A 13,856-nucleotide genomic window follows, 5' to 3' on the forward strand; every position below is an offset into this window, starting at 1 on the left:
TTCTAGCGCCTGTCGCCTCCGGCGTCCGTGGCCAATCTGCCGCGCGCCCGGGCCGTCGCGGTTCCGAGGCCCCCATGGCGCGCCCGGGCCACCACGGTCCCCCACGGCCACGCCCGCCGAGGGGTGTCGTTCGGGTGGGGGGACCGTCCGGGTCCGGACCGGGGACGATTCCGACGGTCGGATCGAACCGTGTCGGCGCCGTCGCCCGTCACGCCGGGCGAGTCCGGCGAAGAGGCTCCGCCGGACTCGTCCCTGGGATCGCAGGCCGGACTCAGGCGGCCGCGAGGGCCGCCGCCATCTTCTGCGCGAAGGCGACGGGATCCCGCGGCGTGTCGCCGTCCTGGACCCGGGCGAGGTCGAGGAGCGTCCCGGCCGCCTCGGTGATCGCCTCCTGCGCCTCGACCTTGGCGCTGAGCGCGCGGATCAGGGGATGGCGCGGATTGATCTCCAGGACCGGCATGCCGCCACCGCCCCGGCCAGCCCGGCGCAGGAGCCGCTGCATCTGCAGGTCCGGGCCGTGGCCCGAGGCGGAGAGCACCACGGCGCTCTCGACCAGGCGGTCGGTGGCACGCACGTCGGAGACGTCGGGGCCGAGGGCCTCCTTGAGGGCCGCGACCAGGGCCTCGACGGGGGCGGGGGCCTCTTCGCCCTCGGGCGTTTCGCCCGCGAACTTCGAGAGGTCGACGGCGCCCTGGGTGACCGAGCGCAGGGGCTTGTCGTCGAAGCGGGCCATGGCCTCGGGCCAGAAGGCGTCGACGTGGTCGGAGAGCAGCAGCACCTCGATGCCGCGGGCGCGGAAGCCCTCGAGCTGGGGCGAGCGCTTCAGGGCGTCGGCGTCGTCGGCGACGAGGTAGTAGATCGCCTCCTGCCCGTCCTTCATCCGCGAGACGTACTCGGGCAGGGAGGTCCAGCCCTCGACGGCGGAGGAGTGGAAGCGCAGGAGCGGCGCGATCTCGGCGCGGCGCTCGTGATCCTCGTAGATGCCTTCCTTGAGGACGGGGCCGAAATTCTCCCAGAACGGGCGGTAGCCCTCGGCGTCCTTGGCCCGGGTGGTGAGCTCGGAGAGCACGCGGCCGGTGACGGCGCGGCGGATCTTGGTGAGCACCGGCGTCGCCTGCAGCATCTCGCGGGAGACGTTGAGGGGCAGGTCCTCGGTGTCGACCACGCCCTGGACGAAGCGCAGCCAGGAGGGGAGGAGCTCCGCCTCGTCGGTGATGAACATGCGCCGGACGTGCAGGCGCACCTTGCTGGCGCGCTCGCCCTCCACCGCCTGGAACGGCTTCATGCCGGGCACGAACAGCAGGGCGGAGAATTCCAGTGCGCCTTCCGCGCGCCAGTGCAGCGTCGCCCAGGGCTCGTCGAAGTTCATGCCGACGTGGCGGTAGAACGCGGTGTACTGCTCCGGCGTGACCTCGGACTTGGCCTTGCGCCACAGGGCCGTGCCCTGGTTGGCGTTCTCCTCCTGGCCGTCCTCGCCGCGGATCGCGATCGGCACGGTGATGTGGTCGGCCCATTTGCGCACGACGTGGTCGAGCCGGTAGCTCTCCAGGTACTCGTCGGCATCCGCCTTGAGGTGCAGGACGATGTCGGTGCCGGGCTCCGCACGGGTGGCGGGCTCGAGGGTGTAGCTGCCCTGGCCCTCGGAGGCCCAGGTCCAGGCCTCCTCGGAGCCGGCCCGGCGCGAGGTCACGGTGACCCGGTCGGCGACCATGAAGGCGGAGTAGAAGCCGACGCCGAACTGGCCGATCAGGCTCGGCTTGTCCTCGGGCTTGATGTCGGCGGCATTCTTGGCGTCGCCGAGGGCCTGGCTGAAGGCCCGGGTGCCCGAGCGGGCGATGGTGCCGAGGTTCTGGGCCAACTCCGACTTCGTCATGCCGAGGCCGGCATCGCTGATGGTCAGGGTGCGGGCCGCCTTGTCCGGGACGAGGCGGACCTTGGCATCGGCGGGCAGCGCGGAGGCCTGATCGGTCAGCGCCTCGAAGCGGCGTCGGTCCATGGCGTCGGCGGCGTTGGCCACCAGCTCGCGCAGGAAGATCTCGCGGTCGGAATAGAGGGCATGGACCACGAGGTCCAACAGACGCCCGACCTCGGCACCGAATTCGTGCCGTTCCACGGTGTCGCTCAAGGGAACGCCTCCTGATGTCGAAGAAAGAATGAAGCGTGGGCGATATGCCGTCGCGTTCCGGCGAATTCAATGGCGGCCAAGGTTCGGAGGCGACGGGGCGGGCCGGGCGTTCGGGGCGGAGGGGAAGAGGCATGCGCGGCGCGCAAGCCCGATTTCCCGCTGCCGGCGCGCAACCTTCGCGGGTCTCGGGCGTAGCCGTGCCTTCACGACACGAGACGTCCACCCTCAACGATCGCCGGGAGGCCCGAGATGGAACCGATGAAGCCGATGGAACCGATGAAGCCCATGGAACCCATGAAGCCCATGGAGCCGATGAAGGGATCCGATCCCTGGTGGCCACAGGAGCTGGGGCAGCCCTCCACCAGCGGCGGCCAGAACGACATGCGCTACGCGTTCTTCCCCGACAAGCACCGCCTGCTGATCGAGCGGGACGGCAAGCGGACGACCTATGACAGCGGCGATCACCGGATCAGCGGCGTCGCGCAGTCGAACGGACGCGCGCCGACCTTCTCGAGCCAGAACGGCGACGTCGCCGTGGACGACCTCAAGGTCGTCGACTGATCCGGGCTCGCCGCCGGGGCTCGGCCGACGGGCGCGGGACCCGGCGGCCGCGCCGAGCGGTCCGCCGGCTTCAGGCCACCGCCCGGGCGGTCTCGCTGTTCCCGCGCGACCAGCGCTCGATCGCCCTGGGGACTTCGGAGGCCGGGCTCGGCTTGGCGAAGAAGTAGCCCTGGCCCTCGTCGCAGCCCTCGCTGCGCAGGCGATCGAACTGCGCCTCCGTCTCGATTCCCTCGGCGGTGGTGCGCATGCCGAGGCTGAGGCCGAGGCCGATCACGGCCCGGACGATGAGCCCGGAATCCGTCTTGTTGGTGATGTCGCGGACGAAGGACTGGTCGATCTTGATCTTGTCGAAGGGGAAGCTGCGCAGGTAGCTCAGGGACGAGTAGCCGGTGCCGAAATCGTCCATGGCGATCCGCACGCCCAGGCGGCGCAGGGCATAGAGCGTCGCCAGGGTCGCGAGGTTGTCCTTGAGGAGCACCGATTCGGTGATCTCGAGTTCGAGCCGTCCCGGCGGCAGGCGGCTCTGCGTCAGGGCTTGGCGGACGGCCTCGACGATGACTTCGTCGCGGAACTGCACCGCCGAGACGTTCACCGCGACCTTCAGGCCGTCGGGCCAGCGCATCGCCTCGGTGCAGGCGGTGGTGAGGCACCAGGCGCCGAGCGGCACGATGAGACCGATCTCCTCGGCGACCGCGATGAATTCGCCCGGCGGAACGAGGCCGCGCACGGGGTGGCGCCAGCGTACCAGGGCCTCGAAGCCGCCGATGCGCCGGGCGCGGAAGTCGTAGATCGGCTGGTAGTGCAGCTCGAATTCCTGGCGCGCCAGGGCTTCGCGCAGGTCGAGTTCGAGGGCGCGACGGGCCTGGAGGCTGACATCCATCTCCGCCTCGAAGAAGCGCCAGGTTCCGCGCCCGTCCGCCTTGGCGCGGTAGAGCGCGACGTCGGCATTCTTGAGGAGCTTGTCGCAGGTGGTGCCGTCGCCGGGCGCGAAGCAGATGCCGATGCTGACGCCGACGCTCGCGCGGTGGCCGTCGAGGTCGTAGGGCGCGCTGACCACCTCGACGATCCGCCGGGCCAGCACGGCGGCTTCCTGGGGCTGCTCGGCCTGTGACAGGATGATCGCGAACTCGTCGCCGCCGAGGCGGGCGACGGTGTCGACCTCGCGGACGCAGGCACGCAGGCGGTCCGCGACCGCGCGCAGCAAGGCGTCGCCGACGGGGTGGCCGAGGGTGTCGTTGACTTCCTTGAAGCGGTCGAGGTCGAGGCAGAGCACCGCGAACGGGCTGCCGCGTCCGAGATGGGCGACCGCTTCCTCGATCCGCTCGCCGAACATCGCCCGGTTCGGCAGGCCCGTGAGCACGTCGTGCCGGGCCATGAAGGCGATGCGGGCATCCGCTTCGCGGCGCTCGGTGACGTCCTCGTAGGTCGCCACGAGGCCGCCGCCCCGCACCGCCTTGTGCGAGACCGCGACCACGCGCCCGTCGCCGAGGTGGAGGAAATCGGAATCGACCGCGCCGCCGCTGGCGGTCTCGGCCTGGGCCAGCGCGAAGGCATCGGGCTCGGGCTGCGGGTAGTCGCCGCGCGCGGCGCTGAGCCCCGCGACGTCGCGATAGGACAGGCCGAGGGGAAGCTGCCCGGGCGCGAGGCCGAAGATCTCGCAGTAGCGCCGGTTCACGACGGTGAGGCAGCCGTCGGCGTCGAAGAGGCAGAGGCCCTGGGACATGTTGTCGAGGGCGGTGTCGAGGCGCAGGTTGGTGGCCTGCAGGATGGATTCCTGCTCCTTCAGCAGCGTGATGTCGCTGCAGACCGCGATGAAGCCGCCCGTGCGCGTGGCGCTCCGGCTGACCCGAAGCCAGCGGCCGTCGCCGAGGCGCAGCTCGCTGCGCTCGTCGGTCGTGGCGAGGAGCGCCTGGGCCAGGCTGCCCGGACCGGTCTCGCCCGCCGCGAGGGCGGCGATCGTGGCGCCCGCGGGCCGGGCGCCGGCGGCGAATCCGAGGTAGTCTTCGGCCTGGCTGTTGGTGAGGCTGATCCGCCCGGCCTCGTCGACGACCACGATTCCCTCCCGGGAGGTCTCCAGGGCATCGGCGAGGCGGTCCTCGGCGGAGATCCGCTGCGCGACCTCCTTCTCCATCGCGTGGCGGATGTTGTCGCGCATGGTGCCCATGGCCGACAGAAGCGTGCCGACCTCATCGGCCCCGCCGGCCGGCATCGTGCCGCTGAGGTCGCCACCCGCGATGCGGGTGGCGGCCTGCGAGGCATCGGCGAGCGGCCCCATGATACGGCGGGCCAGGCAGAAGGCGACGGTGCCGGAGAGCAGCACGGCGATCAGGGTGCCGAGGAGGTTGAGCCGGGTCTCGCGGGCCACGATGGCGCGGGCCTGCTGGCGATAGATGAAGCCGTCGCCGGCCGTATAGTTGATGAACAGATCGAAGTTTTCCTCCGCCACCGCCGCATGCCGGTCGAGCTCCGCATAGGCGGCCTCGCTCCGGCCGAAATCGGTGATCCTGGCACGGGCCTCCGTCCACGCGGAGACCGCGCGCTCCGCCGCCTGCGCCGCGCGGGTCGCCCGCTCCGACTGGGCGCGCTCCACGGCGATCTCGAGATCCTCGGCGAGGAGGCGCTGCAGGCTGGCGAGGCGCTCGTCGAGGCTGGTGCGGGCCGACGGATCGGTGACCATCCAGCGCCGCGCCTCGGCCGTGCGCATGCCGGCGAAGTCGGTGGCGGCGGCCCGGGCATAATTGATGGACATCAGCGACCGGTCGAAGGTCTGGCTGACGAGTTCGTCGGCGCGGCGGATGCTCGACGCCGCGGAAAGCCCGAGCGCCCCCGTGATGGCGCTCATCACGAGGAACGCGATCACGATCCGCCCCCGGATCGTGCCGAGCATCGCGGCGACGGCGTCCATCAGGCGCCGGCCGGGACGCGCCCGCGATGTCATCGGGTCTTCGGGCGATGTCATTCAGCCTTGTCCCGTCCCACCACCGCAGCAGGATGGCCGAAAGACGTTAAGGCTATCTTGAGATCGGGCCGGCAGGTTATCCGCTTAACCGGACTTTCACCGAGGCATGTTATGGTTGCGCAGGTTGAGAGTCTCCTAAGCATCGAGACTGTTCGTCGTGATACGGCAGCAGCTCGTTTCGATCCTGATCGTCGTTGGACACACGGAATACGGATGCGGCCCTCGACAATTGCTTGCGTGGCCTTCGGGCTCGTCGGTGCCGTGAGCGGTGGGCTCGCCTGGGCCACCGGCGGTGCGCCCAGCCTGCACGTGTCCCAGAAGGGGCGCGCCTTTCAGCCCAACGCCCTCACGGTTCCGCGCGGCGCCAGCGTGGAGATCGTCAACGACGATGGCGATCTGCTTCACCACGTCTACATCGACGCTCCGAACTTCACCTTCGATTCCGGAGACCTGAAGCCCGGAAGCCGGACCCAGGTCGTCTTCGACGTGCCCGGGACCTTCGCCGTCCTGTGCGGAATCCATCCGAAGATGAAGCTCACCGTCCGGGTCGACGGCCGCTGACATCCGGCGTGATCGACCGTCTTCCGATTCGCGGGCCGCACGGGCTCGTGTCGGGGCCGCCCGCTGCGCGTCCCGTCGTCCCCGCGCGGCGCGCCGGCGACCCTCAGAGCAGGGTCGACCCCTGCAGCACGGCGTGGGCGCCGTAGTAGAGGCCGATGAAGGCCGCCAGGGCCGCCCCGTAGCCCACGGGCGTGAGGGCGAGGTTGCGGAGGCGATAGGGCGATGCGGCGTTGTCGGCCGCGAGGGCCACCATCGCGACGATGATCGGCGCGTGGCCGATGGCGTCGACCTTGCCGAACTCGAAGACCGCCGAGATGAAGGTGGCGGCCAGCAGGATCGCGGCGACCCGGCGGACCAGCGGCGTGCAGACCAGTGCGAACGCCAGGGCGAATTCCACCGCGCCGGCCGCCTTCATGAAGTACTCGCCCGTGAAGCCGAGCGTCATCGCCGGATGCTCGATGAAGAGCGGGAACGACCATTGCGGATAGGCCCACTTCTCGACCGAGGCCCACATCAGCGTGATGGCGGCGGTGTAGCGCACGATGTCGAGGGGGCGGAGGCCGCCGGGCAGGGAGCGGCCGAGGCCGGTCAGCGCGCAATAGGCCGCGACTCCGAGGAAGACCGGGTAATCCGCGAGGTGGAAGGCGCCGTACTGGACCAGGGCGGTCGTGAACAGGACGACGATGCCGAGGGCCGAGAGCGGCATGGTTCGCCGCCACAGGAAGCCGGCCGCGATGGCGAGCTGGAACCACGGGAGCGCGGTGCTGGTCGTCTTCAACTCGGGCGTCAGGATGATGCCGCCGAGCGTCCAGAGCGCGACGAAGAATCCGCCCAGAACCGCACGGAACAGGAGTTCGGTGTTCTCGCGTGCCCAGGCCGTGGTCCGGTCGAGGGATCGGATGAGTGCTGCCCCCAGCACCGTGCCCTCGAGAAGACCACCCACCATCAGGGCCAACACGGAGAGGCCGACCAGCTTCTCGAAATCCGAGCACAGGACCTCGCCGAGGTCGCGGGGCGCGCCGACGAGGTCGTAGGCGCAGAACCATTTCACATGCGCCAGCGCGGAACTCGGGCCCGCGACCGTGAGGACAGCCGTCATCACCATGACTGCGGCGCGGGGCAGCCAACGTCTTCCGGGGAGCATGGAGGGAAGCCCTGTTCACGACACCGGCGCGGGGGCTTGCCGGCGCGATGAAAACTACGCGCCTTCGCTGGTTTGCGGAAGGAACTTGTTAACAGTCCTTTCCAAATGGTTAACCTGTTGCTTGCGGGCATCGGCCGTGATCCCGGTCTGACCGGTCGAATGCACGACGGCCGTGTAACCGTTCGGTGACGATGCCGTCGGAAAGCCTGCGCACGGACATGGTCCGCTCATCCGCGCGGGGCTAAGTCGGGGAACGCCCCGCTTCGACCCGAAGAGCCCGATGATCGCAACCTTGAGCCTGTCGAGCCTGATGGTGGGGACCGGCCTGTCCTACGCGGCGACGCGCGCGCCGAGCCGGGCGGACGCCCTCGAACGCTGGTCCGGGCGGCTTCTCCTCGGTGGGCTCGGCCTCCTCGGGGCCGGTCTGCCACTCTTCCGCTGAGGCGCGTATCCACCCCGGGAGCGTCCCTGGCGAAGGCCGATCCTTCAGTTGAGACGGGGCGGACCCTTGAGGCTGGCCGTACCGTCGGCGCTCAGGGTCTTCAGGAACGCGATCAGGTCGCGCTTCTCGGCGTCGGTCAGCCCCAGCGGCTTGATCGCGGGCGAGCGGCTCGGCCGGGCGATCCCGCCGCGATCGTAGAGGTCGATCACGTCGCGCAGGGAGCCCAGCGAGCCGTCATGCATGTAGGGTCCGCGCTCGGCGACGTCCCGCAGGGTCGGAGTCTTGAACGCGTAGCGCAGCTGCACCGAATCCGGGAAGAATGCGGCCCGTCCCATATCCGCCCCGGTGCCGACGCCGATGTCGTGGAAGGATCCGTCCGTGAACGTCCAGCCCGAATGGCAGCCAGCGCACTGCGCCTTGCCGTTGAAGAGCGCGAACCCGGCCTTCGCATTCGGGCCGATGGCGCGAGCGTCGCCCGCGACCCAGCGATCGAACGGCGCCTCGCCGGAGACGATGGAGCGCTCGAAGGTCGCCAGCGCCAGCTCGACGGTCCGCCGACTGATCGCCTCCTCCGGGCCGCCCGCCGCGGAGCGTTCGGGGAATGCCGCGACGAAGGCGCGGACGTAGCCGGGATCGGCTCTCAGCCGTGCGAGCAAGGTCGCCTCGGGCAGGTTCATCGCGCTGGCGCTGGTGATCGGCGTGAAGGCGACGTTCTCGAGGTCGTGGAATTTGCCGTCCCAGCCGAGGATCGGGTTCTGGGCTACGTCGAGCAGGGTCGGCGTGCGCACCTTCATCGTCGCGCCGGTCTCGCCGATGCCGCGGGGGCGGCCGTCGCTCCACGACTGGGTCGGAAGATGGCAGCTGGCGCAGCTCATGGTGCGCTCGCCCGAGAGGAGCGTATCGAAGAACAGGCGCTGGCCGAGGGCGGCCTTGGCCGGGCTGTAGGGATTTTCGGGCGGGTGGACCACCTCGTCGACGCGCCGATAGGCCTCGCGCAGCGCCGACAGTTCGGCCTGCAGCGTGCTGACATCCGCCTGTTCCGGCTCGCCGGCACCCGAGGTGCGTAATCCGAGCCCCGATGCCGCGAGGGCAATCAGGGCAACGCCGGCAAGCGCGGCGCTCACCCGTCTGCGCATCGCGATCTCCTGATCCGCTCAGCGCTAGTGCGGATCCGTTAACGAAGTCTCACGCGAGGCCGCCCCGGCCCATATGCCGCAGGCGCGAACCGGGACTGATTGGCGCGAACGTTGCTTAGGCCGCTCCAGCCAGCAATGGCTGCGAATCCCGTCAGGTGTCCTGGGATGTCGCATCGCTTCAGGACGAGAGGCTCGGAATGACGAAATACAAACTCGAGTATATTTGGCTCGACGGCTACACTCCGGTGCCGAACCTTCGCGGTAAGACCCAGATCAAGGAATTCGACGCGTTCCCGACCCTTGAGCAGCTTCCGCTTTGGGGCTTCGATGGCAGCTCGACGATGCAGGCCGAAGGCGGCAGCTCCGATTGCATGTTGAAGCCCGTGCGCCACTTCCCCGATTCCACGCGCAAGAACGGCGTGCTGGTGATGTGCGAAGTCATGATGCCGGATGGCGTCACCCCGCACGCCTCCAACAAGCGCGCCACCATCCTGGACGACGATGGCGCCTGGTTCGGCTTCGAGCAGGAGTACTTCTTCTACAAGGACGGCCGTCCCCTCGGCTTCCCCGCCTCCGGCTACCCCGCTCCGCAGGGGCCGTATTACTGCGGTGTCGGCTACAAGGAAGTCGGCAGCATCGCGCGCAAGATCGTCGAGCAGCATCTCGATCTCTGCCTCGATGCCGGCATCAACCACGAGGGCATCAATGCCGAGGTGGCCAAGGGCCAGTGGGAGTTCCAGATCTTCGGCAAGGGCTCCAAGAAGGCCGCCGACGAGATGTGGGTCGCCCGCTACCTGCTGCAGCGCCTGTGCGAGACCTACGAGATCGACGTCGAGTACCATTGCAAGCCGCTCGGCGCGACGGACTGGAACGGCTCGGGCATGCACGCCAACTTCTCGACCGAGCACATGCGCACGGTCGGCGGCAAGGCGTATTTCGAAGCCCTGATGGCGGCCTTCAAGGAGAACCTCGACGACCACATCGCCGTCTACGGCCCCGACAACCACATGCGCCTGACGGGCAAGCACGAGACGGCGGCGATCGACCAGTTCAGCTACGGCGTCGCCGATCGCGGCGCCTCGATCCGCGTGCCGCACAGCTTCGTCAACAACGCGTACAAGGGCTACCTGGAAGATCGCCGTCCCAACAGCCAGGGGGACCCCTACCAGATCGCCTCGCAGATCCTGAAGACCATCTCCTCGGTTCCGACCGAGACCAGCCAGCAGGCGGCCGCCTAAGTTCTAGGCAGTTTTCTGTCTCGTTTGCCGAGAGACTAGGCAGGGCCCGCCGCGTTCCGCGCGGCGGGCCCTTCTTTTTGCCTGTTCGGATGGCAGGGCGATCCAGGCCGCGAGGCCCGCGGCCATCAGGCCCCGAAGATCGACCAGCCCAGCCGCTTGGTCAGCATCTCCAGGGCGATCCGTCCGAGATGGGAATTGCCCGAGGCGTCGAGGCCGGGCGACCACACGGCGATCGAGGCCTTACCCGGCGCGATCGCCAGGATGCCGCCGCCGACGCCGCTCTTGCCCGGAAGTCCCACCCGATAGGCGAACTCCCCCGAGCCGTCGTAGTGCCCGCAGGTCAGCATCACCGCGTTGATGCGGCGCGCCCGCTCGGGTGACACCACGGACAACCCCGTCAGGGGGTTGCGCCCCGAATGCGCGAGGAAGCGGCCTGCCTGGGCGAGCTGTCGGCAGGACATGCTGATGGCGCAGTGATGGAAGTAGACGCCCAGGGTGAAGTCGACCGGATTGTCGAGCACCCCGAAGGATTTCATGTAGTGGGCGAGGGCCATGTTGCGGAAACCCGTCCGCAACTCGGAGGCGGCCACCGCCTCGTCGATGGCGATGCTGGAATCCTGCGCCAGGAACTGCATGAAGCGCAGGATCTCGCCGATGGCCTCACGCGGCTGGTGTCCGGACAGGATCAGGTCCGTGACCGCGATCGCCCCGGCATTGATGAACGGATTGCGCGGGATGCCGCGCTCGCGCTCCAGCTGGACGATGGAGTTGAAGGGGCTGCCCGAGGGTTCGCGCCCGACGCGCCGCCAGAGCCGGTCGCCGGCCATGCCGAGGGCCAGGGTCAGGGTGAAGACCTTGGAGATGCTCTGGATCGAGAAGGGTTCGTCGCTGTCGCCGCCGGCCGCGATCCGCCCCTCGGCATCGATCACCACCAGGCCGAAGGCCCTGGCATCGGCGCCGGCGAGTTCGGGGATGTAGGTCGCCACCTCGCCCCGGTCCGGCCGCGCCCGCATCTCGTCGGCGATCTCGCGAACGACACGGTCGAGATCGGGCACGTCGAGGCTCATGGGCGCTTCCGGCTGGCTGGAACGAGGGTTCGGCGACGCGCGCAAACCCCGGGCCATGCCGGTATCAGGCCTCGGTCGGAAGGGCACGGCGGGGCTGGGTCCCGAGGCTCGACGCTGCCGCTGTATTGTTCAGCTTGGCGACAGGATTGTGCGACTATAGAACCATAACGGCGAAGCTTCGCTGATGTATCGCATTTGTTTCTGACTGTTTCTATTTAATGCTCTTGGTCTTTCGCCTGCATTCGGCAGCTTAAGATCAGATGAATGCTTTTTTCAGAGGTCGTTAAATCGCGCAGCCGTAGCACGGCCGCCGAAATGACGGCGCTCCGGACTCACCGGCCGCGGCCGTCGAGCGATGAGCAGCAATGAGCATTGATTCGAGCGACCCGCATCGCAGCACAGATCCCGGCGATCTCTCCCTCGCCACGCCGTCAGGGGCGTCCCGCGGGGCCGCGGAGACATCGGAGACGATGACGGCTGCGCGCGCCGAGGCAGGCGCATCCGCGGTCGCACGCACGCGCGCTTCGGACGTCGCGCCGGCCCCGTCGTTCCGGGCCCGCGAAGGCGAGGTCCGCATGACGGTGGAGGCCCGCCGGCGCATCGGACGAAACCTGCGCCTCCTCTATGCCGAGGTGCTGGATCAGCCGCTCCCCGACCGCTTCGACGCCCTCCTCGCCGATCTGGCCGCCCGCAGCACCACGCGAGGATCCTCATGACCAACGCGATGTCCCTTCCGGTCGGCACGCCGCAGGGCGCCGATGACGAGATGCGCGAACTCCTGCTCGGTGCGATTCCGGCCCTGCGGGCCTTCGCGTTCTCGCTGACCTACGATCTCGACCGCAGCGACGACCTCGTCCAGGACACCCTGGTGCGGGCCTGGACCAAGGCCGATAGTTTCACCCGGGGCACCAACCTGACGGCCTGGCTGTTCACCATCCTGCGCAACCTGTTCTATTCCGAGCAGCGCAAGCGCAAGCGCGAGGTGGAGGATGCCGACGGGGCGCTGGCCGGGCGCCTGACGAGCCTGCCCGAGCAGGAGATCCGGGTGGAGATGCGCGAGTTCCAGGAGGCCCTGAACGACTTGCCGTTCAGCCAACGCGAGGCCCTGGTGCTCGTGGGGGCGCAGAACTTCACCTACGAGGAGGCGGCGGAGATCTGCGGCGTCGCCGTGGGCACCATGAAGAGCCGTGTCAGCCGCGCACGCGGACGGCTCATCGAGAGCCTCGGGATGAACGGCACCGACGAGATCGGCGCCGATGCGTTCACGCGGGCGGCCCTGGGGCCGCCGCCCGGTTGAGCGGCATCGCCGCTCGGGGGCATCAGCGTGAGCCGGACGCCTCGGGCGCCCGGCTCGGGTTCAAATCAGGGCCGCCCGCACCGCGCGGGCGATCTCGGCGGGCGGGGTATCGTTCCGGTCGCCCAGCAGGCGCCGGCCCGAGGCGATCACCTGCAGGGCTTCGCGGCTGCTGCCGTCGCGCAGGGCCACTGCTTCGAGGTCACGCAGATACTCGATCACGCCCTCTCGGGCCTTGCTGTCGCGGGTCAGCACCGGCTCAACCCGCGACGTGACGTCGTTCGCCACCGAGGCCCAGAATGCGGCCGGTCCGGCGGAATTCTCGTGCATCGTCTCGCTTCCCTGACGTGTGTGGTCGCGCAGGGGTCGACGACCCATTGCCGATGCGGGGCGATCCGCCCCGACACGCACCGGCACCGGTCCGGCCCCGCACTGGGTTAGCAAGAGCGAAGCGGAGCCTTAAATAACGTGGATCAAGACGGCGTCAAAAAGACCATTGGCTGATGATTTTGTAATGTCGAAGTTTTTCACCTGCGATCTATAAGTTGTAGTGCAGTCTTCGCCGGATCTCCGTCTCGGGAACACCGGGCGCGGCTGGCGGGTTCTCGGGTCATGCTCGGATGGTCCCGTAGCGGCCGGTGGCGATCGCGAGGTGCCACCCCTCGGATCCCGATCGTCCGGCGGAACGCGGCCGGGCTGGGGTCGCCCCCGGAGGCAGACCCCTTCGGTTTCGCACGAAACGCCAAGGGAGGCATCCATGGGCCTGTTCACCCGCGATATCAAAACCCTCGACGACCTCTTCGTCCACACGCTCCAAGATATCTATTACGCGGAGAACCAGATCACGAAGGCGCTGCCCAAGATGATCGCCAAGGCGACGCATCCGGAACTGAAGCAGGGCTTCGAGACCCACCTGCGCCAGACCGAGAACCAGATCCTGCGCCTGGAGAAGGTCTTCCAGATGCACGGCCACAGCCCCAAGGCGGTGACCTGTCCGGCGATCAACGGCATCATCGAGGAGGCGAACGAAGTGGCTGGCGAGATCGCCGACAAGGATGTGCTGGACGCGGCCCTCGTGGCCTCGGCCCAGGCGGTGGAGCACTACGAGATCACCCGCTACGGCACGCTGATCGCCTGGGCCAAGCGCCTCGGACGGGACGATTGTGCCGGCGTGCTCCAGCAGAACCTCGACGAGGAGAAGGCCACCGACCACCTGCTCACCGCCATGGCGGAGCGTCAGATCAACCAGCGCGCCGCCTGAGTCCGACTGCGCGGCGCACGGAGGGCCTTGCGCTGATCGGAGCCGTTGCTTTTTGGGTCGCGTCCCGC

At 68.9% G+C, this 13,856-nt stretch carries 13 protein-coding genes; 7 read left to right on the forward strand and 6 right to left on the reverse strand.

Annotation, left to right across the window (positions count from 1 at the left end):
• Positions 1-271: 271 nt before the first annotated feature.
• Positions 272-2,125 carry a molecular chaperone HtpG gene (gene htpG, locus CRT23_RS01045; protein ID WP_103708249.1) on the reverse strand — a complete coding sequence of 618 codons (1,854 nt, stop codon included), beginning with the start codon at positions 2,123-2,125 and terminating at the stop codon, positions 272-274.
• Between the two features lie 258 nt (positions 2,126-2,383).
• Between htpG and CRT23_RS01050 the strand changes: the two genes are divergently transcribed.
• Positions 2,384-2,686 carry a hypothetical protein gene (locus tag CRT23_RS01050; protein ID WP_348628827.1) on the forward strand — a complete coding sequence of 101 codons (303 nt, stop codon included), beginning with the start codon at positions 2,384-2,386 and terminating at the stop codon, positions 2,684-2,686.
• 70 nt (positions 2,687-2,756) lie between these two features.
• On the opposite strand, the gene CRT23_RS01055 is transcribed toward CRT23_RS01050, so the two are convergent.
• The gene (locus CRT23_RS01055) at positions 2,757-5,645 is read right to left on the reverse strand and encodes an EAL domain-containing protein (protein ID WP_245435891.1); all 2,889 of its coding nucleotides are present in this window, start codon (positions 5,643-5,645) and stop codon (positions 2,757-2,759) included.
• A gap of 213 nt (positions 5,646-5,858) precedes the next feature.
• On the opposite strand from CRT23_RS01055, the gene CRT23_RS01060 reads away from it, so the two are divergent.
• Positions 5,859-6,206 (forward strand): cupredoxin domain-containing protein, encoded by a 348-nt coding sequence (locus CRT23_RS01060; RefSeq protein ID WP_055947087.1) that lies wholly within the window; start codon positions 5,859-5,861, stop codon positions 6,204-6,206.
• Between the two features lie 103 nt (positions 6,207-6,309).
• On the opposite strand, the gene CRT23_RS01065 is transcribed toward CRT23_RS01060, so the two are convergent.
• Positions 6,310-7,305, reverse strand: a complete 996-nt coding sequence (locus CRT23_RS01065; RefSeq protein WP_103708542.1) for a hypothetical protein — start codon at positions 7,303-7,305, stop codon at positions 6,310-6,312.
• Positions 7,306-7,630: 325 nt separating this feature from the next.
• Between CRT23_RS01065 and CRT23_RS28315 the strand changes: the two genes are divergently transcribed.
• Complete coding sequence (locus CRT23_RS28315; protein ID WP_181017223.1) at positions 7,631-7,792, forward strand: hypothetical protein; 162 nt, start codon at positions 7,631-7,633, stop codon at positions 7,790-7,792.
• A 44-nt stretch (positions 7,793-7,836) separates the two neighbouring features.
• Here CRT23_RS28315 and CRT23_RS01070 read toward each other — a convergent pair whose 3' ends face one another.
• Positions 7,837-8,928, reverse strand: coding sequence for a cytochrome c peroxidase (locus CRT23_RS01070; RefSeq protein ID WP_103708251.1), 1,092 nt, complete (start codon positions 8,926-8,928; stop codon positions 7,837-7,839).
• Between the two features lie 197 nt (positions 8,929-9,125).
• Between CRT23_RS01070 and CRT23_RS01075 the strand changes: the two genes are divergently transcribed.
• Positions 9,126-10,166, forward strand: a complete 1,041-nt coding sequence (locus tag CRT23_RS01075) for a glutamine synthetase beta-grasp domain-containing protein (RefSeq protein ID WP_055947091.1) — start codon at positions 9,126-9,128, stop codon at positions 10,164-10,166.
• Between the two features lie 125 nt (positions 10,167-10,291).
• Here the strand turns inward: CRT23_RS01075 and CRT23_RS01080 are convergent, their stop codons facing one another.
• The gene (locus CRT23_RS01080) at positions 10,292-11,221 is read right to left on the reverse strand and encodes a glutaminase (RefSeq protein ID WP_055948718.1); all 930 of its coding nucleotides are present in this window, start codon (positions 11,219-11,221) and stop codon (positions 10,292-10,294) included.
• Positions 11,222-11,703: 482 nt separating this feature from the next.
• Between CRT23_RS01080 and CRT23_RS01085 the strand changes: the two genes are divergently transcribed.
• Positions 11,704-11,949, forward strand: coding sequence for a NepR family anti-sigma factor (locus CRT23_RS01085; RefSeq protein WP_103708543.1), 246 nt, complete (start codon positions 11,704-11,706; stop codon positions 11,947-11,949).
• A complete protein-coding gene (locus tag CRT23_RS01090) occupies positions 11,946-12,530 on the forward strand; it encodes a sigma-70 family RNA polymerase sigma factor (protein WP_082512794.1) in 585 nt (194 codons plus the stop codon). The genes CRT23_RS01085 and CRT23_RS01090 overlap by 4 nt, the downstream gene beginning before the upstream one ends.
• Positions 12,531-12,590: 60 nt before the next feature.
• On the opposite strand, the gene CRT23_RS01095 is transcribed toward CRT23_RS01090, so the two are convergent.
• Positions 12,591-12,857: a hypothetical protein gene (locus tag CRT23_RS01095; RefSeq protein WP_055947093.1), complete on the reverse strand. Its 267-nt coding sequence runs from the start codon at positions 12,855-12,857 to the stop codon at positions 12,591-12,593.
• A gap of 427 nt (positions 12,858-13,284) precedes the next feature.
• Here CRT23_RS01095 and CRT23_RS01100 point away from each other — a divergent pair, with 427 nt between their 5' ends.
• A complete protein-coding gene (locus CRT23_RS01100) occupies positions 13,285-13,788 on the forward strand; it encodes a ferritin-like domain-containing protein (protein ID WP_055947094.1) in 504 nt (167 codons plus the stop codon).
• The last annotated feature ends 68 nt before the right edge of the window (positions 13,789-13,856 follow it).

The sequence above is a fragment of the Methylobacterium sp. V23 genome (genome assembly GCF_002917135.1).
Classification (GTDB): domain Bacteria; phylum Pseudomonadota; class Alphaproteobacteria; order Rhizobiales; family Beijerinckiaceae; genus Methylobacterium.